This is a genomic window from Streptomyces sp. NPDC059696, from assembly GCF_042733745.1.
GTDB lineage: Bacteria > Actinomycetota > Actinomycetes > Streptomycetales > Streptomycetaceae > Streptomyces.
In genome coordinates this window covers 208,419-233,602 of record NZ_JBHWFG010000004.1, presented here as the reverse complement: position 1 = coordinate 233,602, position 25,184 = coordinate 208,419, and the positions used below count along the sequence as shown (strand labels likewise).

Here is a 25,184-nt window from a genome sequence, read left to right as displayed (position 1 = left end):
CGCATGCAGAAGAACACTCCGCCACGGAGCGCGATTCGACTGACGCGCCGGGGCCGCATCGTCCTCGTCGCGACCGGAGCCGTCGTGGTCGGTACCGCCGTGGCGGTGCCGCTGCTGACCCTGGGAACCGAGGAGGAGAGCCGCCCCACGACCCTGGCCATCCCCGAGGGCTGGCGCGCGAGCCAGGTCTACGCGGCCGTCGACAAGGCCCTGGCCCTGCCGGCCGGCAGCACGAAGAAGTCCCTCGACAAGGCCGCGCTGAAACTGCCGAACGACGCCGAGGGCAATCCGGAGGGCTACCTCTTCCCGGCCACGTATCCGCTCCAGGAGAAGGCCACTCCGGAGAAGCTCCTGGCGCTGATGGTCGACACCGCGAACCAGAAGTTCAACGGCGCGCCCATCGCCGCCGGGGCGCAGCGCAACGCCATGAACGTGTACCAGGCCGTCACCATCGCGAGCATCGTCCAGGCCGAGGCGGCCACCAAGGCCGACATGGGCAAGGTGGCCCGGGTCATCTTCAACCGCCTCGAACGCGGCATGCCTCTGCAGATGGACTCCACCATCAACTACGCCCTCAACCGCTCCACCCTCCGCACGACGGAGAGCGACACGAGGATCGACAGCCCCTACAACTCGTACCAGCGCATGGGCCTGCCGCCCACGCCGATCGACAGCCCGGGGGAGGAGGCCATGCGCGCGGCCGTCAACCCGCCCGCGGGCGACTGGCTGTACTTCGTCACGGTCCGGCCGGGCGACACCCGCTTCACGGCGGACTACCAGCAACACCAGCGCAACGTCGCCGAGTTCAACGCACTGAGCAAGAAGAGCGGGGCACCGGCAGCCGGTTGACCGGCCTGTGCCCCGCCCGAGTCATGCCGCGGCCGGCTCCCGCTCCAGCAGCCGCCTGATGTCCCGCACGGCCGCGCGTCCGGCCCGGTTGGCCCCGATGGTGCTGGCCGAAGGGCCGTAGCCGACGAGGTGGACGCGGGGGTCGGCTGCCGTGCGCGTGCCCTCCATACGGATGCCGCCGCCGGGCGAGCGCAGCCGGAGCGGGGTGAGGTGGTCGATGGCGGCGCGGAAGCCGGTGGCCCAGAGGATGACGTCGGCGTCGATGTGGCGCCCGTCGGACCACTCCACGCCGGTCGGCGTGATCCGGTCGAACATCGGCTGCCGGTCGAGCACCCCGTCCTCGATGCCCTGCCGGATCGCGTCGTTGAGCGGCAGCCCGGTGACCGAGACGACACTGCGGGGCGGCAGGCCCTGGCGTACCCGTTCCTCGACGAGCGCGACCGCCGCACGGCCCGCCTCCTCGTCGAAAGGCCCCTCACGGAAGACGGGCGGGCGCCGCGTCACCCAGGTGGTGGCCGCCGCGTGCGAGGCGATCTCCAGCAGGTGCTGGGTCCCCGAGGCGCCGCCGCCCACCACCACGACCCGCTGCCCGGCGAACTCCTCGGGCCCGGGGTACTGCGCGGTGTGCAACTGCCGCCCCCGGAACGTCTCCTGGCCCGGATAGCGGGGCCAGAACGGCCGGTCCCAGGTGCCGGTCGCGTTGATCAGCGCACGCGTCGACCAGTCGCCGTCCGTGGTCCGGACGAGCAGACGCCCGCCGGGCCCCTCGCGAACGGCCCGCACGTCCACCGGGCGCCTCACCCGCAGGTCGAAGGTGCGCTCGTAGCGGTCGAAGTACGCACCGATCACCTCGGCGGACGGCCGCCCCGGATCCGCGTCCGTGAGTTCCATACCCGGCAGCGCGTGCATCCCGTGCACCTTGCCGTACGTCAGCGACGGCCAGCGGAACTGCCAGGCGCCGCCGGGGCCGGGGGAGTGGTCCAGCACGACGAAGTCGCGGTCCGGCTCGAAACCCGATCGCCGCAGGTGGTAGGCGGCGGCCAGGCCGGCCTGACCCGCGCCGATGACGAGCACGTCGACCTCGCGTGTGTTGTTCACATTTCTACTAACCGGTGCGGAGCCGTGGATCTTCCCGCACCGGACCTCTCACCGGCGGGGGAGGGGCACGCCGGCGCGGCACGGGTCGGCGCGTGCGTCAGGATGGGGGGCATGTCAGACGTCTTCACCACCCGAGTCCTGAACGTCAGCACCGGTGCCGCGGAGCGGGTCCTCGACATCACCGGCGACTGCGAGTCCTTCCTGCGTGAGGCGGCCGCCGGCCGTGACGGCCTCCTCAACGTCTTCGTCCCGCACGCGACGGCCGGCATCGCCGTCCTGGAGACCGGTGCGGGAAGCGACGACGACCTCCTGGCCGCCCTGCACACCCTGCTGCCCGCCGACGACCGCTGGCAGCACCGCCACGGCAGCCCGGGCCACGGCCGCGACCACGTCCTGCCCGCCATGGTCCCGCCGCACGCCACCCTGCCCGTGCTCGGCGGCCGGCTGGAGCTCGGCACCTGGCAGTCCGTGTGCCTGGTGGACACCAACAAGGACAACCCGGAACGCACGGTGCGCCTGAGTTTCCTGGGGTGAGCACGACTGTGCCGCCCCTCCTCCCGGCCGGTGGCCCCCCGTGCTCCGGCGTGCCGTGACGCCCGCCCGTAATGCCCGTATCCTCATCAATGCCAGATTCTCTTCCCGGCCTGCGGATTTCCGCGGGCGGAAGTGAGGCCAAGCGTGGTTCGGTCCGGTGAGGAACCCAGGCCGGCGGGGCGTGCGACGGACGGCACGGGGCCCGCCAGTCTGCGCGAGCTCTTCCTCCAGGGCGAGCCCGTCGAGACCGGCGTGCGGACGTCCATCCTGAACTCCTGGCAGCGCTGCCGGGCCCTGGGGCTGTCGCCGGACACGTTCGACCTGCCCTACCGGGAGGACTTCGACCCGGGCGGACGGATCGTCCGGGCCGCCGTGCCGGTGCTCGACCGGCTGCAGTCCGCCTTCGCCGGCAGCCAGGTCAACATCTCGGTCGCCGACGCCGAAGGGACGGTCCTGCTGCGCCGCTTCGGGGACCCCGCCATGACCCGCAGCCTGCCGGACCTCCAGGTCGTCCCGGGGTTCGTGTTCGCCGAGCGGGTCGCCGGCACCAACGGCATCGGCCTCGCCCTGGCGGAGCGGCAGCTCATCCGGGTCCACGGCGCCGAGCACTTCGCCGAGCGCTCCCAGCAGAACGCCTGCGTCGCGATGCCCGTGCGGGACCCGCTCAGCGGCCGCATCGAAGGTGTCCTGTGCCTCGGATATCCGCGCTCCTTCGACCGGCCCGCGCTGGGAGTCGCCATCCGCCGGGCCGCCGAGGGCATCGAACGGCGGCTCCTCGGACAGAGCTCCGCGCGTGAACGGGCCCTGCTGCGCACGTATCTGGCCAGTGGAGCCGGGAGCGACCCTCCGCACCGCGGTGTGGCGCTGGACGCCCTGGCGAACGCCCTCCACCCCCGTGACCAGGCAATTCTCCAGGAGCGGGCCGCCGAGCTGATCGCCGGGGCGCAGCGGGGGGCGATCGAGGTGACCCTGCCCGACGGCCGGCGGGTGACGCTGGTGAGCCGCCCGGTGACCAGTGGCTCCGGAGTGCAGGGCATCGCCATCGAGGCCGTGCTGCCCGGCCTGCCCGCGGGGGCGCCGCTCGCGATACCGCACCAGACGGACGAGCCGCCCGGCCTCACCGCCCCCGCCGTCCCGCTGACCGCCAAGCGCCCGGCGCTCACCCTGCCGTCCGGACACCTCGGCGCTGCCCCCGCCCCAGCCGTGACCACCGGCGCGGACGGCGCGGCGGTGGGGCCCGGCGTGGACGGCGCGGCGGTGGGGTCCGGCGCGGACGGCGCGGCGGTAGCACCCGGCGTGGACGGCGCAGCGGTAGGACCCGGCGTGGACGGCGCAGCGGTGGGGCCCGGCGTGGACGGCACAGCGGTAGGGCCCGGCGTGGACGGCACAGCGGTAGGGCCCGGCGCGGACGGCGCAGCGCTGGAGCCTGGCGTGACGGACGGGCCGGGCCTGGCCGGGCCCGGTGCCGTCGGGGCGGGCGCCGCAGTACGGAGCGAAGCCGACCCCGGCGCGGCCCCCGCGGCCGGCGGAGGCGGGCGTGCCACGGGCGGACAGCCCGGGGAAGCGCCCGCGGACCGGAGGCTGGTGATGCTGGGGGAGCCCCAGGTCGGGGCCTACGCGCTCGCGGCCCGCCGCCGTCTGGAGCTGCTGTCCGAGGCCAGTACCCGCATCGGCACCACCCTGGACGTACGCCGCACCGCCGAGGAACTGGCCGAGACGGCCGTCCCCGGACTGGCCGACTTCGTCACCATCGACCTGCCCGACGCCGTGCTGCGCGGTGAGGAGGCCGCCGACCCGCTCACCGACCTGCGCCGCACGGTCGTCCACGGCACCCGTGAGGGACTGCCCTTCACCCCGCCGGGCAAGCGCACCGACTTCGGCCCCGCCACGCCCCAGCTGCGCTGCCTCGGCAACCGTGAGGCCGTGCTGGAACCGGACCTGAGGGCCGCCTCGGGCTGGCTCGCCCAGGACCCCGAGCCCACCGCCCGCCTGCTGGCCCACGTCCACTCCCTCATCGCGGTGCCCCTGCTCGCCCGCGGTGTCGTCCTGGGCGTCGCCACCTTCTACCGCTCGGACGGCGTCTTCGGCGACGACGACCGCTCGCTGGCCCAGGAACTCGCCTCCCGTGCGGCCCTGTCCATCGACAACGCCCGGCGCTACACCCACGAACGCGCCATGGTCCTGGCCCTCCAGCGCCGGCTCCTCCCGCACGGCCTGCCCGACCAGGACGCCGTCGAGGTCGCCCACCGCTATCTGCCGGCGGAGTCGGACGTCGGCGGCGACTGGTACGACGTCATCCCCCTGCCCGGCGCGCGCGTCGGTCTCCTCGTCGGCGACGTCGTCGGCCACGGCATGCTCTCCGCGGCCACCATGGGCCGGCTGCGCACCGCCGCCCGCAGCTTCGCCGAGCTGGACTTCCCGCCGGAGGAGGTCCTCACCCACCTGGACAACCTCGTGGGCCGCCTCGACCGGGAGGACCCCGACGGCAAGGGCGCCGGCGTCATCGGTGCGACCTGCCTCTACGCCGTCTACGACCCGGCGGAGCAGCGGTGCCTGATGGCCCGCGCGGGACACCCGCCGCCCGCGCTCGTCCACCCCGACGGCACCGTGACCTACCCCGACCTGCCCGCCGGGCCGCCGCTCGGCCTCGGGGGCCTGCCCTTCGACGCCGTCGAGGTCGACCTCCCCGAGGGCAGCCAGCTGGTGCTGTACACCGACGGTCTCATCGAGGACCGGCACCGGGACGTCGACGTGGTCCTGGAGCAGCTGCGCGCGGCCCTGGCCCATCCCGAGCGCGCCCCGGAGGAGACCTGCCGGGTCATCCTGGACACCGTGGCGCCCACGCACCCGCACGACGACATCGCCCTGCTCGTCGCCCGCGTCCACGCCGTGGACCCCGACCGCATCGCCACCTGGGAGCTGTCCGCCGACCCGGCCCTGGTCGGCGAGGTCCGGGCGTCCGCCGTGCGCCGGCTGTCCGGCTGGGGGCTCGAGGAGACCGCGTTCGCGGCGGAGCTGATCCTCAGCGAGCTGATCACCAACGCCGTCCGGCACGGCGCGGAACCCATCCGGGTGCGGCTCCTCTACGGCCGGACCCTGATCTGCGAGGTCTCCGACGCCAGCAACACCGCACCGCACCTGCGCCGCGCCGCCAGCACGGACGAGGGCGGGCGCGGCCTCTTCCTGGTCGCGCAGCTGTCGCAGAGCTGGGGCACCCGCTACCTGCCCGAGGGCAAGGTGATCTGGGCCGAGTGCGAACTCGACGCGGCGTGAGACGCCCCCGGCCCGCCCAGCCGTGCGGTGTCCCCGGCCTGCCGACCCGTGAAGTGAGCCGGCCTGCCGACCCGTGAGGTGAGCCGGCCTGCCGACCCGTGAGGTGAGCCGGCCTGCTGAGTCGTGAGACGACCCCGGCCCGCCCAGCCGTGCGGTGTCCCCGGCGCGCCGACCCGTGAGGCGAGCCGGCCCGCCGACCCGTGGGGCGAGCCCGGCCGCCGAGCCGTGAGCTGACCCCCGCCGCCGAGCCGGGGCGCCCCGGCCCCCCGACCCGTATGGCCACCCCGGCCCGCCGGCCCGCGAGGTGATCTCGCCCGCCGACCGGGGAGGCCGCTCCCGTGGGGGCCGCGGCGGATCCGTGCCGTATCGGGCCGGGAAATGTCCTTAATGCTGTAATTTGATCGCGTGCGCGACGTTCCCGACACGCCCCCGGAGACGGCCTCACCCTTCGGGCCGGAACCCCTGGTCCGGATCCGCGGGCTCAGCAAGCGGTTCGGCGGCACCGTCGCGCTGGCCGGAGCCGACCTCGACGTCCACTCCGGCAGTGTCCTGGCGCTCCTCGGGCCCAACGGGGCCGGGAAGTCCACCCTCATCAAGATCCTCGCCGGAGTCCACCACGCCGAAGCGGGGCAGGTCACCGTCGCCGGAGAACCGCTCGGCAGCGCCACCGCCACCCGGGCCATGTCCTTCATCCACCAGGACCTCGGGCTCGTGGAGTGGATGACGGTCGCCGAGAACATCGCCCTGACCGCCGGGTACGGTCGCCGCTCGGGGCTGATCTCCTGGCGGCGCACCCGCGCGCGCTGCGTCGAGGCCCTGCGCGTCGTCGCCGCGCACCTCGACCCCGACCTGCCGGTCTCCGACCTCTCACCGGCCGACCACTCCCTGGTGGCGATCGCCCGGGCGCTGGCGGCACGCGCACGGCTCATCGTCCTCGACGAGCCGACCGCCCGCCTGCCCGCCGCGGACTGCGCCCGGCTCTTCCGCGTCCTGCACGAACTGCGCGACCGCGGACACGCGATCCTCTACGTCAGTCACCGCCTCGACGAGGTCTACCGGGTCGCCGACACCTTCGCCGTCCTGCGCGACGGCCGGGTCGTCAGCCACGGCCGGCTGGCCGGCCACAGCCCCGAGCGGCTGGTCCACGACATCGTCGGCGAGACGGACGAACCCGCCGCCCACCGACCCGCCAGGGCGGCAGGCCACGCGCCCCCCGTCCTGACACTCGACGGCGTCCGCACCGCCCGGGCCGGGCCCGTGAACCTCACCCTCGCCGCCGGGGAGGTCCTCGGGCTGGTCGGCCTGTCCGACGCCGGACACATGGACCTCGGCCGCGCCCTCGCCGGCGCCCGCCCCCTCCTGGAGGGCCGGGCCGTGCTGGACGGGCGGCCGTACCGGCCCCGCACCGTCGCGGAGGCCGTCGGCCGCGGAGTCGGTCTGGTGCCGGGTGACCGGCTGCGCGAGGGCTGCTTCGCCGAGCTGACCGTACGGGAGAACCTCCTGGCCGACCCGCGCGCGGGAGGCGGACCCGCACCACGCTGGATCGGCCCCCGTGCCGAACGCGCCCGGGCCGCGGCCCTGCTCGACCGCTTCTCGGTGCGCCCCCGTGACACCGAGACGCCCGTCGCCACCCTGTCCGGCGGCAACCAGCAGAAGGTCGTGCTCGGCAGCCGGCTGCGGACGGAACTGCGGCTGCTGATCCTGGAGGAGCCGACCGCGAGCGTCGACGTCGGCGCCAAGGCCGCGATCCACCGCCTGCTCCACGAGGCGCTGGACGCGGGCCTCGCGGTGCTGCTGCTGTCCACCGACTTCGAGGAGGTGGCGAGCGTGTGCCGGCGCACGCTGGTCTTCGTGCGCGGCACTGTGACGGCCGAGCTGAGCGGCCGCGCCCTCACCGTCGCCGGACTCACCCGGGCGGCCTCGGCCATGCCCCCGTCCCCGGCCGGACACCCGTGACACCCCCGCCCCGGCCGCGGCGCCGGCCCGGCGGCCACCACATCGGCGCCTACGGCCTGCTCGCTCTCACCGTCCTGCTCTGCCTGGCCTTCTCCCTCGCCCTGCCGGACACCTTCCCCACCCTCGACACCCTCGACTCGATCCTCTCCAACCAGTCGATCCCGGCGGTCATGGCGCTCGCCGCCATGGTGCCCGTCGTCACCGGCGCGTTCGACCTCTCCATCGGCTACGGCCTCGGCCTGGCCCATGTGATGGTGCTGCAGCTCATCGTCGACGAGGGCTGGCCCTGGCCGCTGGCCTGCCTCACCGTCCTCGCCGGGGGGCTGGTCGTGGGCGTAATCAACGGCGTCGTCGTCGAGTTCGGCCGGATCGACTCCTTCATCGCCACCCTCGGCACGGGCAGCATGATGTACGCCGTGACCGGCTGGATCACCGACGGCGGCCGGATCGTCCCCGGCCCGCAGGGCCTGCCCCCGGCGTTCACCGACCTCTACGACTCCTCGTTCCTCGGCCTGCCGGTCCCCGCCTTCTACGTGCTCGCCCTCGCGGCCGTTCTCTGGCTGGTGCTGGAGCGGCTGCCGCTCGGCCGGTACCTCTACGTCGTCGGGTCGAACCCGCGGGCCGCCGACCTCGTGGGCGTCCCGACCCGTCGGTACACCGTCTACGCGTTCGCCGCCTCGGGCCTGATCGTCGGCTTCGCCGGGGTGCTGCTCGCCGCCCAGCAGCAGATCGGCAACCCGAGCGTCGGCCTCGACTACCTGCTGCCCGCCTTCGTCGGCGCCCTCCTCGGCTCCACGGCGATCAAGCCCGGCCGCCCCAATGCCCTCGGCACGGTCGTCGCCGTCGCCGTCCTCGCCGTCGGCCTCACCGGTATCGCCCAGCTGGGCGCCGAGTTCTGGACGGTCCCGCTGTTCAACGGCGGGACCCTGCTGATCGCCGTGGGTCTGGCCGGTTACGCCGCCCGCCGCCGGCTGAGCGGGGGCGCCGCGCGGGAGACTCCCGCCGCGCCGCCCCCGCCCGCACCCGCGCACCAGGGCGGCTCCGACCCGCCCTGACGCCACGGCAGGCCCCGCCGCGTCGACATCCCTCACTGGAGCTCCCGTGCACCACACCCGCAAGGCCGCGCCCGCCGTGTGCACCGCGCGGCTCGCCTCCTGTGCCCTGCTGGCCACCGTCGCCGTCCTCACCGGCTGCGAACGCGGCTCCTCCGGCGAGGCGGACGAGGCCACCACGGGCCCGAGCGGCTGCCCCGCCGTCCACGCCCGGGCCAGGGAAGCCGTCACCCGGGCGGAACGGACCGACATCCCCTGGGGAGGGCCCACCAGCGGCCCGACGGCCGTGTCCGGCAAGAACCTCGTCTACGTCGCCCAGACCATGACGAACCCCGGTGTCGCGGGCGCGGCCAACGGAGTACGGGACGCCGCGAAGGCCATCGGGTGGGAGGTCCGGGTGATCGACGGCGGCGGCACCCCGGCCGGCATCCAGGCGGCCATGAGCGAAGCCGTCTCCCTGCGGCCCTCGGGCATCGTCATCGGCGGGTTCGACCCCGACTCGACGGCCCAGCAGACCGCCCGGGCCGCCGAGCAGGGCATCCCGCTCATCGGCTGGCACGCGGTCCCCGACCCCGGGCCCAGCCGCCGGCCCGACCTCTTCACCAACGTCACCACCCGGGTCCGGGACGTGGCCCGCATCAGCGCACAGTGGATCATCTCGGACTCCGGCGGCCGTGCCGGGGTCGTACTCATCACCGACGCGTCGATCCCCTTCGCGCGCAACAAGTCCGACCTGATCCGCGAGGAACTGGCCGCCTGCCAGGGCGTGCGGCTGCTCTCCGTGGAGAACATCCCGATCTCCGACGCGAGCAGCCGTACACCCCGGGAGATCTCCTCCCTGCTGTCCCGTTTCCAGGACCGCTGGACCCACTCCGTGGCCATCAACGACCTGTACTTCGCCGACGCCGCGCCCGCCTTCCGCGCCGCCGGTGAGAAGGGCTCCGGGCCGCCCTTCAACATCGGGGCCGGCGACGGCGACCCGTCCGCGTTCCAGCGCGTCAACAGCAGGCAGTACCAGGCCGCGACCGTGCCCGAGCCGCTGTCCCTCCAGGGCTGGCAGATCGTCGACGAGTTCAACCGCGCCTTCTCCGGCCGTCCCGACAGCGGGTACGTGGCCCCCGTGCACATCGCCACTGCCGGCAACAGCGAAGGCGCCACCGCCTGGGATCCCTCGGGTTACCGGGAGGCCTACCGGAAGATCTGGGGGAAGTGACGGGCCGCACAGGCAAGTCACGGGCCGGCAGGTGAAGTGACGAGCCGTCAGGTGCCGGTCCTTTCACGGAACATGCACGGAACGTCGGAACCCTTTTAACTTTCAAACGCTACTGTCGCGTCAGTCGAGTGGCCGCCGGGGGCCGACCGAGCGGGGCCCGCGGCGGCCCTCGCTCCCCCCACCAGGTACAGGAGACGCGCTGTGCACGACGGCGACGTAGTGGTGATCGGCGGCGGCTACGCCGGTGTCCGGCTGGCCAGACGGCTCGACGGAACGGCCCGGGTCACGCTGGTCGACCGCAAGGAGGTCTTCTTCCACCGTGTCGCCTCCCTGCGCGCCGGGGTACGCCCCGAGTGGACCCACACACCCTTCATCCCCTACGACCGGTTGCTGCGTCACGGCCGGGTCGTCACCGGCAAGGCCGTCCGCGTCGACACCGCCGAGCGGCAGGTCGTCCTCGCCACCGGGGAGCGCCTGCCGTACGACGTCGTCGTGATCGCCACCGGCGCCGACTACCCCGAGCCGGCCCGCTTCACCGGCACCACCGCCGAGGAAGCGGCCAAGTCGTTCGCCGAGCACCAGCGCGACATCGCCACGGCCGAGCACGTCCTGGTCGTCGGCGGCGGCCCCGGCGGCGTCGAACTCAGCGCCGAGATCCGCCTCGCCCGCCCCGGCGCCCGGGTCACCCTCGCCCACTCCGGACCCGCGCTGCTCGACTTCGCGGGCCTGACCCGCCCGGGACGCAAGGCCCTGGCCTGGCTGAAGTCCCACGACGTCGAGGTGCGCCTCGACTCGTTCATGTCGCCCGGCACCGCATTCGGCACCTATCGCGACGCCCGCGGCACGGTCGTCGAGGCCGACCTGTCCTACTGGGCGACGGGCACCACCCCCAACACCCTCTGGCTGCGCCTGGCCGGTCACGGCGACTGGCTCAACGGAGCCGGCCGTGTGAAGGTCGACCGGACGCTCCGGGTCGCGGGCCGGACGGACGTGTTCGCCGTCGGGGACGTGAACGACGTCAGCGAACTCAAGGTCACCCCCGCCGCCCTCGCCCAGGCCGACACGGCCGCGCACAACATCCGCGCCTATCTGCTGAGTTCGGGCAGACACCGCAAGGAGCCACGCCTCTACCGCCCGACCCGGCGCACCCCGCTCATCGTGCCCTTCGGACCGGCCGACGGACTGACCGTGCTCCCCGTGCCCGGCGGCGAGTCCGCCGTGTTCGGCAGCCGCACCACCACCCTGGCCAAGGCGAAGAGCCTCCTGACCCCCTACATGCGCCGTCAACTCGGTTACACCGCCGCCTGACCCGCACTCCGGCCGCCCCCGCCACCCCACCCCCCGGTCGTTACCCGCGAGTTCACACTGGGGTAGGGTCCCCACCGTTTCGGCTACCGGCTGATGGTGGGCCGGTACAGGGTGTGTCGGAGGGTGGCAAGAGGATGGAATCCCAGCGGGGTGACGGCGGATCCGTGGACCTGGACGGCACGAGTCTGGAGTCCCTCCGGCCCGAACCGCTGCTGACCAGGGACTACGAGACGCGTCCCGCGCTCGTCTACGAGCGGCTGCGGCAGCAGCACGGCCCCGTCGCGCCGGTCGACCTCCTGGGGGTTCCGGCCTGGCTGGTCCTCGGCTACCGCGAGTCGCTGCAGGTCCTCCAGGACGACGACGGCTGGCCCAAGGGCCTGGAGAACTGGCGGGCCCGCACCGAAGGCAGGGTCCCCGCCGACTGGCCGCTCGGTCCCTCCCTGGAGGTCAACCACATCCTGATCCAGGGCGGCCCCGGCTACCGGCCGCTGCGCACCGCGTGGGACGCCGCCCTCAAGCCCTTCCAGGACCCCCGCCATCCCCAGGCCAAGCGCCTGAAGTCCGCCGTCACCGCCTACGCCGACGAGCTGATCACTCTCGTCGGACAGGGCGGCAGGACCGGGGTCGCGGACCTGTCCGCGCAGTTCTCCCGGCCGCTGCCGCTGATGGTGGCCAGCCATCTGCTGGGCTTCCCCGGCTCACAGGGCGACGACGCGCTGATGGACATGTGGCGCGTGCTCGACGCCGGCCCGGACGCCGAGGCAGCGCTGGAACGCCTGCTGGCGACCCTGGCCGAACTGGCCGCGCACAAGCTGGAGAAGCCGGGCGACGACTTCCCCTCGTACCTGCTGGCCGCCCACCCGGACCTCTCGCTCGACCAGCTGGCCCGCGAGCTGTTCATGCTGCTCGGGATGACGTCCGACCACGTCGGCATCCTCATCTCCAACACCGTCGTCGAGGTCATCTCGGGCGAGGGCGGCGTGCGCGCCAGCCTGTCCGCCGGGATGGTCAGGGAGAGCATGAACCGCGTGGTCATGCGCAAGCCGCCGCTGGTCAACTTCGTCCCGCGCTTCGCGGCCCGGGACACCCCGCTCGGCTCCTACACCATCCGGGCCGGCGACCCGGTGTGGGTCTCCCCGGGCGCCGCCCACGCCGACCCGCTCTTCGCCGACCACGTCGCCTCCGGCACCGCCATCAGCACCCGGGCCCACCTGTCCTGGGGGGCCGGACCGCGCCAGTGCCCGGCCCGGGAGCTCGCCTCGACGGTCGCGGCGGCCGGAGTGGGACGCCTCTTCGAGCGGTTCGACCACCTCGATCTCGCCCTGCCCGCCGACCAACTGCCCTGGCGTTCCTCACCGTTCATGCGAGGCCTGCGCTCCCTGCCCGTCCGCTACGCACTCGCCTCCGCGCCGCCCCCGCGGCCGTGGGCGGACGACCCCGCTCCCGGGGTGGCCGACGAGGTCCTGCCCGACCCCTCCGCCCGGCAGCGCTCCTCGCTGTGGCGCTATCTGACAGGCCTCATCCGCGGCGGCCGCTGAGGTGCGGGGACCGAGCCGAACGCCCATCCCGTACCGGCGTTCCTCACGGTCCCCGGATGACGCCCGCACACCGCACACATGACAAAAGGTGCTGGTCGGCGGCGCTCCCGGGGTGCGATGCTCATATCGGACCCGGGAAAGGGCGCGAGGGCCCACGGGGGCCGGGCAGGTACACCTCGATGACCTGCCCGGCCGTTCCTGTGTCCAGGGGCCGTGTCCCCGGCGCCTTCCCGTCGCTACCGCCATCGGTTCCTCCGCCACGGGGCGCACCGGGCGGGGGAGCGGGGCTCAGACCCAGCCCGATTCCGTGGCGATCCGGATCGCATCGATCCGATTGCGTCCGCCGGTCTTCCGGGTGATCGCCGACAGATGGTTGCGGACCGTGGCCGCGGACAGGAACAGCCGCTCGGCGATCTCCCGGGTGGGCGTCCCGTCGGCGGTCAGCCGCAGCACCTCGACCTCGCGCGGGGTCAGCGGGTTGGCTCCCGCGTCCAGCGCGGCCAGCGCGAACTCCGGGTCGACGAACCGCTGCCCCCTCACCAGCTTGCGGACGCCGTGCACCAGCCGGTCCGGTGGCGCGTTGGTGCTGATGACTCCGGCCGCGTGCAGATCGAGCATGCGGCGCAGCCGCTCGGGGGTCGTCGAGGCCATCATCAGCAGCATCCGGCAGTCCGGCAGCCGCGCCCGCAGCTCACCGCGGACGGCGACCTCCTCGCCCTCCCTGGAGTCCACGCCGATCACCGCCACGTCCGGCCGGCACACCAGGGCACGTGCCAGTACGTCGCCGTTGCCCTCGGCCTCGGCGACGACCTCGATGTCGTCCTCCCGCGACAACAGAGCGGCGAACGCTCCCCGCACGAGACGAGTCCGCTCGACGAGAAGAACGCGGATCACAGTCGCTCCTCTCCGCCGTGCGCGGCCCGTCAGGCCACCTTGATCGGATTATCGCCGCACAGCGCCGACTTTTCAGTTCGGGCCGTTCCCGCACCCGAACGGCCCCGGTGAGCCGCCGCCCGAGGCCGCCGGTGATCGAGTGGTGGGGTGTGGGGGCCGGGCGTACCGTCGAACGGTGGACACCGCAGGCAGCAGCCCGCAGTCGGCTTCACCACAGGCGACCACCACCAGGGAATCCGGTGGTGGCGGCAACACGATGGCACTTCTCGTCATCGCCTCGTGCCAATTGATGGTGGTCCTCGACATCACCATCGTGAACATCGCGCTGCCGCACATCCAGAGTGCGCTGGACTTCTCCACCACCAGCCTGTCCTGGGTGGTCAACGCCTACACCCTCACCTTCGGCGGTCTGCTGCTGCTCGGCGGCCGGGCCGGCGACATCCTCGGCCGGCGGCGCGTCTTCATCTTCGGCGTGCTGCTCTTCGCGCTCGCCTCCCTGCTGGGCGGCTTCGCCCAGACCTCCGGCCAACTCCTCGGCGCACGCGCCCTCCAGGGCGTCGGTGGCGCGATCGCCTCCCCGACCTCCCTCGCCCTGATCAGCACCACCTTCCGCGAGGGTCCGGAACGCAACCGCGCCTTCGGGGTCTTCGCCGCGGTCTCGGCCGGCGGCGGCGCGATCGGCCTGCTCGCGGGCGGCATGCTGGTGGAGTGGCTGAACTGGCGGTGGGTGCTGTTCGTCAACGTGCCCATCGGCCTGCTCATCGTGCTCGCCACACCGCGCTTCATCAAGGAGTCCGAACGGCACCCCGGCCGCTTCGACATCGCGGGCGCGCTGACCTCCACGGCGGGCATGGTGCTGCTCGTCTACGGCTTCATCAGAGCGGCGCAGGAAGGCTGGCGGGACGCCCTGACCCTCGCCTCGTTCGCCGGGGCGGTCGTGGTCCTCGCACTCTTCATCATGATCGAGCGTCGTTCGAAACAACCCATCACGCCGCTGCACATGTTCGCCGACCGCAACCGTGCGGGCACCTACGGCATCATGCTGTGCCTGGCCGCCGCCATCTTCGGCATGTTCTTCTTCCTCACGCTCTTCGTGCAGGACGTACTCGGGTTCAGCCCGCTCGCGGCCGGACTGGCCTTCCTGCCGGTCAGCGCGGTCATCGCCGTCGGAGCCGGACTGGCCTCGCGCTTCCTGCCCGTCTACGGGCCCAAGCCGTTCATGGTGGTGGGCGCGATCCTGGCGGCGGCCGGCCTGGCCTGGCTGACCCTGACCGACGTCCACTCCACCTACGCGGGCAGCGTCCTCGGCCCGATGCTCGTCTTCAGCCTCGGCATGGGCATGGAGTTCGTGTCACTGACCCTCATGGCGCTGTCCAACGTCCCCACACCCGAGACCGGCGCGGCCTCCGGGCTCCTCAACGCCACCCAGCAGGTCGGCGGCTCCCTCGGCCTGTCGATCCTGGTCACGATGTACGGCACCGCCAGCACCAACGAGGCGGAGAAGCAGATCCCGGACTTCCTCCAGCAGGCGACCCCGGCCGAGCGCATCCGCTTCCAGCGCACCGGGGAACTGCCCAAACCCTGGTCCGACGAGATCCTCACCGCCGGTGTCTCGGCCGCCTTCATCATGGCCGCGATCTTCACCGCCGTCGCCGCACTGATCGCCCTGGTCGTCATCCAGGTCCGCCCCTCCGACCTGGAACGCCTCAAGGGAGGAGCGGGGCCCGGTCCGATGTGACCCCCGGTCCTCGGGGTGCACCGAGTGGTGGGCCACCTGCACGGGGTTCCCTTCACGTGGGGCGGACTGGGAGCGCTCCCTCGGGCCGCTCTCCGGGAGGATCAGTGAAACCATTCAGCGTCAAGTGGGCTGCTGAGAAACAGAGTTGCGAGCAAGGTCCCTGTCTGTCGCGCTGACGCCGTTCGCCCGGGTGGCGGGGGGCCGGAGCGCTTCCGTCGGGTGAATCTGCGGTCGCGGGCGCCCGAAACGATCCCGGCGGCGGAAGTCTCAGAGGGTGAGCGAAGGAGGAGGACCACCCCACCGGCGGCTCGGGCGAGTGCTGCGCGACGGGCTCGGCGTCCGCCGTGCCCTGCACCGGCGCCGGCTGATGCGACAGGGCTACGACCGGACCAGGGCCTGGCGGGTCCGCAAGAGCGGCGCCTACGTGGCCCTGCTGGTGCTGACGTTCATCGGGGCGCTGCTTCTGCTGTTCCTCGCCGTGACGGCTCTGGTCACCCTGCCGCAGGACGACAACTTCCATTCGCCCGTTCGATGGATCAGCGATCAGTGTGACGCTCAGGACAATTTCAGCTGCACCGTCCTGCAGTCGCTGTTCATGCCGTTCCTGACGCTCGCCCTCGCCACCGTCACGTACCTGTTCTTCCGCTTCCGCCACGTGCGCCAGGCCTACACACGCAAGGCACTCGAGGACCCCCACGAACTCGTGGAGACCGCGGGTGGCATCTTCGGCCGGGTCGTGGGCCGCGACCAGCTCTGCGCCGTCCTCATGGAGGACCTGCGCGACCGGCGTTTCCGCCGCACCCACGTCGTCGTCGGCGGCATCGGCACCGGCAAGACGGCGCTGGTGGTGCTGCTGACCCAGCGGCTCGCGGAGCGTGGGGCGGTGCCCGTCCCGCTGCGGCTGCGGGCTGCCGAAAGGGACCTCGACTTCCGTGAACTGGCCTTCGAGCGCTTCTGCCGGGAGGTGCAGGGCACCATCCGCTCCCAGGCGGAGGCGGAGAAGGTGTGGCGGCGGCTGAGCCAGCAGGGCCGGATCGTGGTGCTCGCGGACGGGCTGGACGAAGCGCTCACCATGGAAGCCCTGACGGAGGAGCGCGACACCATCATCAGGATGGCGATCCGCCGGGCCAACGAGGAGGGTCTGCCGCTGATCATCACGTCACGGCCGCACGACTCGCTGCGCGGCATGGAGGCCTCCCTCACCGAGCTGGAGCCGCTGAGCGAGGAGGCCGCCCTCACCTACATCTCGTCGGGGGGCGTGGGGGAGGACCGCCAGCGGCTCGACTGGATCGTCGAGCGGGCCGGCATCGCGGAGGCCCCGACCTATCTCGAGATCGCCGCCGAACTGCACGAACAGGGACTGCTGGAGCGTGCTCTCAGCGCCCCCACGGAGGAAGAGGCGGTAGAGACCAGGGGCGGAGACCGGGCGTCCCTGCGGTTCCATCTGTTCGAGACCTGGCTCAGCGCCCTCATCAGCGGGCGCTTCCGGCCGCATCTGCCGCTCACCCCCGAGGAGCGCCGCTCGACCGTCCACTACCTGTCCGCGCTGGCGTGCGTGGGGCTCGCCCTCGACACCTCCGAAGTGCGGTTCGCCGACGTCGTCGACGAACAGGACCCGTCCCGCTCCCGCTTCCCCGAGATCGTCCGCGAACTGGCCCGCAGGGTCGGCGACAGCGGCATCGACCTCAGGCTCGCCGCCCACTGGGGCGCCCGGATGGAACTGGTCGAGCTCGGCGGGGACCGCGTCCGTTTCCAGCACAGCGTCATCCAGGCCCAGTTGGGCGCCCGTTTCCTCAACGCGGTCATCCACCCCGACGTCCCGGACGAACCCCGGGAGGGATCGTTCTTCCCGGCGGCCCTGCAGAGCCCGGGCCGGGAGCTGCTGATCGCCATGGTGCTGCACTCCCGGCTGCCGGACGGCGCGTGCGTCCACGACGAGCCGGGCGCCGTGGGCCCGGACGGGACCTGCTGGTGCCCGGTGAGCGCCGCCCGTGACCTGCTGATGGAGGCCGCCTGCCAGGCGCAGAGCGCCCGCAACTGCGGCCAGGGCAACGAGAACAAGCAGGAGACCAGGCCGCTCTTCGGCCGGACCCTGCACAGCAAGGCCCTGGAACTCTACGCGGCGGCCCTGGAGATCGACAGCGTCGACGCCGAGCCGGAGCAGCATCTGATCGCCATGCGGCTGTGCACCTCCTGGCCGGAGCTCCGGGCCCGCGACCCGCACACCCTGCAGACCGCGAAGGCCTTGCTCGTGACCCGGTTCGGCGAGGCCATGCGCGGGGTGGCCCAACGCCAGACCCTCCGGCCGGCCTACCTCGAACTCTTCGAGATCGCGCGTCTGGAGCCCTCGTACCCCGTCCGTCTCGCCATCGCACAGGAGATCGGCGCCGGCGGCGACCTCGCCTTCGAGGCGCTCCAGCCCAGGCTGCGCGGACCGCAAGTGGTCGAGGGCCGCCGGGTGGAGCGGGAGCCCGACTGGACGGAGGAGATCTGGGTCGGCCAGCAGCCCGAGGTGGTCGGCGAGCGGGAGACCCGGCGACGCCGCCACGGCGAAGGCCAGGTGGCCCGGATGAAGCGCGAACTGAAGGAACGTGAGCAGCAGCGGCGTCAGGAACGCCGGCGGGAGCGCGAGGACCGCGAGACCGAGGAACGGCAGTGGCGGGACAACACGTTGTGCGCCTGGCTGATCCCCCTGCTCGTCGGCTCGGTCACGACCCACCGTCACCAGGACACGCCGTACGCGTTCCTGGAGAGCTGGGTGCGCCGCGTCGGCATCCCCGAGGACAGCCCGGACGCGCGCGCCCGGCTCGATCTCAACGTGGAGGTGGCGCTCGCCCAGGGTTTCAAGTACGCCGCGAACCGGCGGCACCGTCATCCGCACGCCCGGTCCGAGGCCCGCGAGTACCTCAGCGAGCAGGCCTGGGACATGCTCAAGCGCACCACGTTCTGGTTCACCCGTCTGACCCTGCTGCACGCGCTGACCCTCTGGGACCTGCCCGACGGCGCCACGCCCCACCACCCCTCGGGCGGCCACGGCTCCGATCCGGCCCAGCAGGTGCGGCAGTGGCTGGCCCGGCCGGACGGCGAGCCGGAGCACCCCTTCGTCACGGCGGCCGGGAAGCTGTGCGTGTGGGCCCTCGAGACCGGGCAGCCCGAGCGGTTCCTGTGGATCGACGAGTCGGGTGTCGCCGGGCACGTCGGTTCCCAGACGTCCCGGGGCGAGGTCCGCAAGCACAACCTCTGGATCCCGCCCTCCACCGGCTGGAGCGCCCTCCACCCGAGCGCGCAGCAGCTCCTGGCCGACGTGCTGCTGCTGCTCAACCTGGCCGAGCGCGGCGACTGGCCCACCGACCGCATCCGCCGCCTCCAGCACACCGCCCGCCCCGACCTGCCGCCCTGCCTGACCCTGGACCGCACCCCGCTCGACCCCGGCCGTACCAGCGTGCGCACGGCGTCCTCCCAGGCGGGATCCAACTGCCGCGACGACTGCGCCTTCGAACTGTGCCCCTACCCGCCCAAGGGCCTCGACGGCCAGCGCGTCGAACTGGGCGAGGCCTTCTGCCGCGCCCAGGCCACCCTCCTGTCCCACTCCCGCTCCGGCCTCCACCCCAAAGCGCCCTGGCAGCGCCGGACCACCGTCGCGGAGCTGCGGGAGTTCTGGGAGTCGATGGGACACCGGGCGCAGCACAACGCGCGGCCGCGGTGAGCTGCCGGACCCGGTGCCGCAGGGACCCGGCCGGGCACCGGCCGGCGGGCCGGTGCGTGGTCGGCCGGACGAACACGGTCACGGCCGCGGGCGAGGGAACGACTCCAGTGCCGCGGCCAGGCCTGCCGCGTCCGTGCCGATCTTGCGGTAGACGGACGACAGCAGTTGCCGCACGCCCTCCTCTGTGAGGTGCAGTTCCTTGGCCACGACCGCAGCGGGGTGGCCGCCGACCGTCATCTCGGCGGCCCTGCGCTCCTGCGCGGTGAGTGTGTCCGTCTGTGCGTAGCGCAGCGGCAGGGGTCGCAGCCCGGCCGCGGACAGTTCCCGCCTGGCCCGGGCGGCCAGGCCCTCCGCACCGCAGTGCACCGCCCCCTCCAGCCCCTGGTACAGCCGGTCGGCGGCCTGGTGCAGACGGCCGTCGCGCGCCAGGGCGGCGCCGTGGCCGACCAGAGCTCGGGCCAGTTCGTACGCGGCGGGCGACTGCTGCAACTGGTCGACGGCCTGCGCGTGCAGATCGAGCCCCGCCTCACCGCCCGTCACCTCCGCCTGCGCGTGCAGGGCCTGGCCGATCGCGGAGGCCGCGCCGAAGTCCCGGGCCCGCTTCACCGCGTCCTGGGCGTGCCGCACCGCCCGGTCGGGAGCGGTGCGCGACAGGGCCGAGGCCAGCCCCAGCTGCCAAGGACACCACGCGGGGTTGCGCCACTCCCGGCCCTCCAGCCACTCGCCGACGCCGGTCAGCAGGTCGGCGGCCTCCTCGGGCCGGTCCTCCGCCAGGAGCAGCTCGGCGTAGACCGTGCGCGGGTCGGGGTAGATGACCGCGTTGGGAATGACGTCGCCGTAGTGGTACCGGTCGGCCAGCCGGCGTGCCGCGATGACCCGGCCTCGGGCCAGCAGGGTCTGGATCAGGATGCCGATGGCGAACCACTGGGCGGGCACCGCGCCTTCCACGCGGTCGGCGATGCCGAGGCCCTCCCGCACCAGGTGCTCGGCCTCGGGCAGGCAGCCGCGGCGGAAGCGGATGTACCCGGAGAGCGTCTGGCCCAGGGCCAGGTGGGAGCCGCGCCAGCCCTTCGACTCGCACTCGGCCATGCCCCTCGCGAAGAGTTCCTCGGCCCGCCGGGGCTGGTCGCAGTACATGAACACCAGCGCGACCGAGACCGGCACCTCGAACCCTCGGTTCTCATGGGTCCAGCTCAGTCCGCCGCGCAGGGCCTTCTCGGCGTAGGCGAGGACCTTCTGCCGGGGCTCGCCGCACATCATCGCGTCCCAGGCCCGCGCCCCGAGGATGTAGCGCTCCTCCAGACCGCGTCCGGGCAGCCGGTCGGCGAGCCGGGCCAGCCTGCGGGAACGGCTCGCCGAGTCGGCCTCGTCGGCGCGGAACGCGCTCCACACGAAATGATCGGCCTGCATCCGCAGCCGGATCCGGGGATGGGCGGCGGCCCGTCGCGCCTCGTCGGCGGCCACCGTCGCGGCCTCCGCCATCCGGTCGGTGTGGGCCAGGGCCTGGGTCAGCCGGTACACCATCGAGGCACGCAGCTCGGGGTCGATGCCCGGTTCCGCGAGCGCCTCCCGCAGGTGCGCCACGGTCGCCGTCGGCTTGATGAGGAAGGTCGCGCAGGCCAGTTCGTGCAGCAGCGCGGCCCGTTCCTCCGGCGGCGGCGGTTCCTGCAGAGCCCGGTTCAGCAGCCGTCGCGCCGCCTCCGGGGCGCCGGAGTGCAGCGCCTCGCGGGCGGCCTCCCGCAGACAGGCCACGGCCTCGGCGCTGCCCTCACAGGGGACCTCCAGCAGGTGCCGGGCCGCGGCGGCGCAGCCGAGCCCGGCCGCCCGGACGGCTTCGGCGGCCGAGTTGTGCAGGCCCTCCCGCAGGCCCGGCCTGATGGACCGGTAGATCGTGGTGGCGATCAGCGGGTGGAGGAACTCCAGCGTCTCGGCGTTCTCCTCGCCGTCGGCGAGGAAACGGGCGGTGCGCAGTTTCTCCGTGGCCTCGGCCGCCGCGGTGCCGCCGATCGCCGCGATGCGGGCGGCCAGCTCCGGCGGGACGGCCTGCCCGAGGACCGCCGCGGCGTAGGCGAAGCGGACGGTGGTGGTGCCCAGGCGCTGGAGCCGCTCGATCAGTCCGGGCCCCTTCACCGCGGCGGCCAGGTCGCGCATCGCGGGCAGGTCCTCGCCGGTGCCCCGCAGCTCGTGCTCACCGAGCCGGACGGCGAGCTCCACCGCCTCGAACGGGCTGCCGCCGGTGATCTCCCAGCATTCCTCGCAGAACGCGTCCTCGGCCTCCTCGCCGACCTCGTCCCGCACGATCCGGGCCACGGCCGCGGAGCTGAGGGGCGCCAGGGTGAAGGGGCGGTTCCCCGGATCGGCGGCGGGGGAACCGAACGCAGCGGCCTCCAGGGGCAGTTCGTCGGGCCGGAAGGCGACGACGATCAGCAGCGCCAGGTCCACGGCCCGTGGCGCGAACGAGGCCAGCCAGGTCAGCGACTCGACGTCCGCCCAGTGCAGATCGTCCAGCAGCAGCACCACGGGCGTCCTCGTCACCGCGAGGCGCGTCATCACCCAGTCGAGACCGTCCCGCACCCCGGTCGGGTCCGGGACGTGGCCGCTCGGCGTGGCGACCAGCCCGAGAGCAGCGGCGACGATGTCGTACCAGCCGCCCAGGAAGGCGCGGAGCCCGTCCTCGTCCATCGACGCCAGCGCGGGCTGGACGACCTGGCGCACCAGGTGGAACGCCAGCCCCTGCTCCTTCTCACCGCCTCGGCCCGACAGCACGGTGAAACCCTGCTCCCGGGCACGGGCGCGGGCCTCGGTCAGCAGGGAGGTCTTGCCCATCCCGGCCGGACCGGTGAAGGCGAGGAGACCACCGCGCGGCGCCTGGGGCACACCGTCGACGGTGTCCCGCAGGCCTGCCAGCGCCGCGTCGAGCGCCCGGAGCTCCTTGCGGCGCTCGAGCAACGGCCGGATCTCGGGCGTGGATTGCCGCAGCTCATACGCCATGTGCCGTACCGCTTCCTGTCGTCGGCCATCGGGAGGCAGCGCGAGCGTACGCCTCCCGATGGCCGCCTTTCCGCATTCTGGAACGAGCACGACGAAGAAGGGTGAATGACCTGCTGGAGCCGCGTGAGACGCGGGCCGGGCGGGTACCGTGACCCGAATGGGCACGCGCCACGCACCCGGGCGGCGGGCCCTCTCACGGCAGTACCAGAGCCGCCGCGTCCGCGTAGCGCGGGACGGTGCGGGACCAGTAGTAGCAGCCGCGGATCCAGCCCGCCATGCCGTCCACGTAGCCGACGCCCGAAGGGCTCAACTCCGGTTCGATCTCGGTGTACAGCCTCTCGAACTCGCGGATCGTGCGGTTGATCTGCCGGATGGCCAGGGTGACGGCCACCGGCAGCGGGCACTGGTGGGCCCGCTGGTAGGCGAGCGCCAGGTTGATCATCTCGCCGGAGCGTTGCTCCTTGACCGCGGAGAAGAGGTCGGGGATCCACACTGCGGCGTCGGCCGACAGCCGGCTCAGGCGCCGCATGAGCGGGTGGTGGAGTTCCTCGGGGGTCAGCTCGCACGGCTGCGCGGCCTCGCACAGCGGGTGGAACGGTTCGACGCCCGCGGTGAGGGACCGTATCGAGGTGCACAGCCCGGACCGCAGGGGGGAGGGGTGGGTCTGGGCCACCGCCTCGTACAGCAGCCCGTGCACGTACTCGCGGCTCTTCCACGCCCAGCGCGCGGCCTGGGCGGGGGTGCACCGTTCGCGGACCTGCCGGTGGAGGTCGGACAGCGCCGCTCCCAGCGGGGTGCCGGGGACCGCGCCGTCCCGCAGGACGGCGACGCTCTCGCCCAGCATGGGCAGCAACTGACCGGGCCGGTGCCGCCCGATCTCCTCGGCCCGGTCGTCGAAGACGAACTGGTACGCGATCTGGAGGGCCATGAGCCGCAGGATGCCGGGATCGGTGTCCGGACTGTTATAGGAGGCGAGTTCGGCCGGGCGGGTGCGGGAGATCATGGCCGCGACGCCCGGCTCGTCGCTCAGGCCCGTCGCGCGCAGCCACTCCTCGACGCTCGCCGCGGCCTGTGGCTCGTGCGGATTGCGCCGGAACGGGTAGGGCATGTAGAGGTGCGCGTCGATCAGTTCCACCAGGGTGGACGCGGGAAGCACGTCCTGTGCGACGGCCGCCCTTTCCTCATGCGTGGTGGACACCGTTGTCACCGTCCCTCCGGATGGTCTCCGCCCCGGACGCCGCGCTCACGGCTCCGGGTGCGAGGGCGACGGCGTGCGGGGCGGTGCCGCCCGGTGCGTCCGCTCGTGGCGTGCAGATCATGGTCAAGGACCGCGGCCCCAGCGTCGCCCCGGGGCGCGGGGCCGCGATGCGTCCGGCAGGATGCCGTAAGCGCCAGCGGCCGGCGACCGTCGCCAGAGCCACCGTCATCTCGGCCAGGGAGAACAGGTCGCCGATGCACTTGCGGCTGCCCGCGGCGAACGGGATCAACGCCCCGTGCGGACCGGCGGCGGACTCGTCGTCCAGCCAGCGCTCGGGCAGGAACCGGTCGGGTTCGGGGAACGACGCGGGGTCGTGGTGCAGGAGGTAGGGGCTGTACAGGACCGTGGTCCCGCGTGCCAGCCGGCGTCCGGCGAGCTCCGTCTCCCGGGTGGTGACCCGGGTGAAGAGCCAGCCGGGCGGGGAGTGGCGCAGCGTCTCGGTGAGGACGGCCCGGGTGTAGACCAGCCGCGGCAGGTCGGCGACGTCCGGTGACCGGCCGGCGAGGACGGTGTCGATCTCGGCGTGCAGCCGCCGCTCGGCCTCGGGGTGCTGCGCCAGGAGGCTGAAGGCGGAGGCCAGGCACATGGAAGGGCTCTCGGCGCCGGTGAGCAGGAGGGACACCAACTGGTCGTGGACCTCCCGGTCGTTGACCGGGGCTCCGCCGTCGCCGGTCTCGGCCGCGGTGAGCAGCAGTCCCAGCAGATCGTCGCGGGGAGTGCCCCGGCGGCGCGCGTCGACGGCCGTGCCGATGAGTTCGCGCACCCGCTCCACCGCGTGCCGGTAACGGCGGTTGGCGGGTGTGGGGAGCCGGAACAGGGCGTCGACCGGTACGACCGTGCGGACGAACAGACCCCGGACGATGGCGGCGAGGCAGCGCCGCACCTCGTCGGCCGCGGCCGGGCCGAGTGAGTCGGACAGCAGCAACCTGCTGATCAGCCGGGTCGTCAGACTCAGTGTCGCGGCACTGACATCGATCCGCTGCCCCGTGCGCCAGTCCCGGCACAGCGCCGCGGCCTCCTCGGCCATCACGTCCGTCTGCGCGGCGACGCGGGCGGGGCGGAACGTGGGTTGCAGCAACCGGCGCTGACGCCGGTGCTCCGCGTGCGGGCAGGTGACGACGCCGTCGCCCATCAGCGCCCGGAGCCTCTCGTACTGTGGTCCGCCCTTGTCGAACGTGCGGGTGTCCCGGAGCATCCGGTGGACGAGGTCCGGGTGGCACACCATCCAGGCCCGCTGGGGACCCAGGCGTATCTCGACCAGATCGCCCCGCGCGGGAAGAGAATTCAGAAACTCCAGCGGCCGACGGAACAAGGCGATACCGTGGCCGAGGGATGGGAATATGCCTGGAGCAGTACCAACTGTCCATGCCTGTTCCGATTCGGGAGCGCAGCCGTTCATCGCATACCACCTGCTTCAGTCGACCTGGGGAAAACGGTGAGTTTCGCCGATGCGGCGCTGCCCCATGTCCTGCCCAGTGCAAACGGGCCGTCGACGTGGCGAACCCTTTCTCCAAGGGGGCGCACGGGTGCACGGGGAAGCGCTGGCTGAATCACTTCCGCAGCACGTCATGCGCAAGGCGGTTCACTTCCGTCACTTCCGCTTCCGGTCATACATGAGGCCACCCCAGGGGCGGTCACCGCCGTGGGGGGGGGGCGCCGCGGGGGCCCCGCGCCCCCCCCCCCCCCCGGGGGGCCCGCCCCCCCCCGCCGGCCGCCCCCCCCCCCCCGCCCCCTCCCCCCCGGGCGCCGGCCCCGCGCCGCCCTTCCTGGGCCCTG

The 25,184-nt window shown here is 73.3% G+C and carries 15 protein-coding genes; 10 read left to right on the top strand and 5 right to left on the bottom strand.

What is annotated here, in order from left to right; genetic code table 11:
* Nucleotides 1-3: 3 nt before the first annotated feature.
* A complete protein-coding gene (gene mltG, locus ACFV20_RS06335) occupies nt 4-849 on the top strand; it encodes an endolytic transglycosylase MltG (protein WP_385653012.1) in 846 nt (281 codons plus the stop codon).
* A gap of 21 nt (nt 850-870) precedes the next feature.
* On the opposite strand, the gene ACFV20_RS06330 is transcribed toward mltG, so the two are convergent.
* Complete coding sequence (locus ACFV20_RS06330; RefSeq protein ID WP_385653009.1) at nt 871-1,947, bottom strand: NAD(P)-binding domain-containing protein; 1,077 nt, start codon at nt 1,945-1,947, stop codon at nt 871-873.
* Between the two features lie 111 nt (nt 1,948-2,058).
* Between ACFV20_RS06330 and ACFV20_RS06325 the strand changes: the two genes are divergently transcribed.
* The 7 genes from ACFV20_RS06325 (at nt 2,059) to ACFV20_RS06295 (ending at nt 12,821) form a co-directional block, all read left to right on the top strand.
* The gene (locus ACFV20_RS06325) at nt 2,059-2,481 is read left to right on the top strand and encodes a YjbQ family protein (protein ID WP_385653007.1); all 423 of its coding nucleotides are present in this window, start codon (nt 2,059-2,061) and stop codon (nt 2,479-2,481) included.
* 144 nt (nt 2,482-2,625) lie between these two features.
* On the top strand, nt 2,626-5,754 hold the full coding sequence (locus ACFV20_RS06320; RefSeq protein ID WP_385653006.1) for a SpoIIE family protein phosphatase: 3,129 nt from the start codon (nt 2,626-2,628) through the stop codon (nt 5,752-5,754).
* A 405-nt stretch (nt 5,755-6,159) separates the two neighbouring features.
* Nucleotides 6,160-7,710, top strand: coding sequence for a sugar ABC transporter ATP-binding protein (locus ACFV20_RS06315; RefSeq protein WP_385653004.1), 1,551 nt, complete (start codon nt 6,160-6,162; stop codon nt 7,708-7,710).
* Nucleotides 7,707-8,765, top strand: coding sequence for an ABC transporter permease (locus tag ACFV20_RS06310; RefSeq protein WP_385653001.1), 1,059 nt, complete (start codon nt 7,707-7,709; stop codon nt 8,763-8,765). The genes ACFV20_RS06315 and ACFV20_RS06310 overlap by 4 nt, the downstream gene beginning before the upstream one ends.
* A gap of 46 nt (nt 8,766-8,811) precedes the next feature.
* A complete protein-coding gene (locus ACFV20_RS06305; protein WP_385652998.1) occupies nt 8,812-9,975 on the top strand; it encodes a substrate-binding domain-containing protein in 1,164 nt (387 codons plus the stop codon).
* 201 nt (nt 9,976-10,176) lie between these two features.
* Nucleotides 10,177-11,283, top strand: coding sequence for an NAD(P)/FAD-dependent oxidoreductase (locus tag ACFV20_RS06300; RefSeq protein WP_385652995.1), 1,107 nt, complete (start codon nt 10,177-10,179; stop codon nt 11,281-11,283).
* Nucleotides 11,284-11,417: 134 nt separating this feature from the next.
* Nucleotides 11,418-12,821 carry a cytochrome P450 gene (locus ACFV20_RS06295; protein ID WP_385652994.1) on the top strand — a complete coding sequence of 468 codons (1,404 nt, stop codon included), beginning with the start codon at nt 11,418-11,420 and terminating at the stop codon, nt 12,819-12,821.
* 288 nt (nt 12,822-13,109) lie between these two features.
* Here ACFV20_RS06295 and ACFV20_RS06290 read toward each other — a convergent pair whose 3' ends face one another.
* Nucleotides 13,110-13,715: a response regulator transcription factor gene (locus ACFV20_RS06290; protein WP_385652993.1), complete on the bottom strand. Its 606-nt coding sequence runs from the start codon at nt 13,713-13,715 to the stop codon at nt 13,110-13,112.
* A gap of 256 nt (nt 13,716-13,971) precedes the next feature.
* Between ACFV20_RS06290 and ACFV20_RS06285 the strand changes: the two genes are divergently transcribed.
* Entirely contained in the window at nt 13,972-15,453 is a 1,482-nt protein-coding gene (locus ACFV20_RS06285; RefSeq protein WP_385653192.1) for an MFS transporter, read from the top strand.
* Between the two features lie 274 nt (nt 15,454-15,727).
* Nucleotides 15,728-19,159 carry an NACHT domain-containing protein gene (locus tag ACFV20_RS06280; RefSeq protein ID WP_385652991.1) on the top strand — a complete coding sequence of 1,144 codons (3,432 nt, stop codon included), beginning with the start codon at nt 15,728-15,730 and terminating at the stop codon, nt 19,157-19,159.
* A 78-nt stretch (nt 19,160-19,237) separates the two neighbouring features.
* Here the strand turns inward: ACFV20_RS06280 and ACFV20_RS06275 are convergent, their stop codons facing one another.
* From ACFV20_RS06275 to ACFV20_RS06265, 3 genes are all read right to left on the bottom strand, one after another.
* Nucleotides 19,238-22,150 (bottom strand): ATP-binding protein, encoded by a 2,913-nt coding sequence (locus ACFV20_RS06275; protein ID WP_385652990.1) that lies wholly within the window; start codon nt 22,148-22,150, stop codon nt 19,238-19,240.
* Between the two features lie 193 nt (nt 22,151-22,343).
* Nucleotides 22,344-23,348: a (-)-alpha-amorphene synthase gene (locus tag ACFV20_RS06270; RefSeq protein WP_385652988.1), complete on the bottom strand. Its 1,005-nt coding sequence runs from the start codon at nt 23,346-23,348 to the stop codon at nt 22,344-22,346.
* The gene (locus ACFV20_RS06265) at nt 23,332-24,720 is read right to left on the bottom strand and encodes a cytochrome P450 (protein ID WP_385652985.1); all 1,389 of its coding nucleotides are present in this window, start codon (nt 24,718-24,720) and stop codon (nt 23,332-23,334) included. Before ACFV20_RS06265 ends, ACFV20_RS06270 begins: the two co-directional genes overlap by 17 nt.
* Nucleotides 24,721-25,184 lie beyond the last annotated feature (464 nt).

What these genes read in the sequence shown, in the direction of transcription:
- mltG (WP_385653012.1), top strand. Translation starts at nt 4, where the DNA reads ATGCAGAAGAACACTCCGCCACGGAGCGCGATTCGACTGACGCGCCGG.
- ACFV20_RS06325 (WP_385653007.1), top strand. Translation starts at nt 2,059, where the DNA reads ATGTCAGACGTCTTCACCACCCGAGTCCTGAACGTCAGCACCGGTGCC.
- ACFV20_RS06295 (WP_385652994.1), top strand. Translation starts at nt 11,418, where the DNA reads ATGGAATCCCAGCGGGGTGACGGCGGATCCGTGGACCTGGACGGCACG.
- ACFV20_RS06285 (WP_385653192.1), top strand. Translation starts at nt 13,972, where the DNA reads ATGGCACTTCTCGTCATCGCCTCGTGCCAATTGATGGTGGTCCTCGAC.
- ACFV20_RS06275 (WP_385652990.1), bottom strand. Translation starts at nt 22,150, where the DNA reads ATGGCGTATGAGCTGCGGCAATCCACGCCCGAGATCCGGCCGTTGCTC.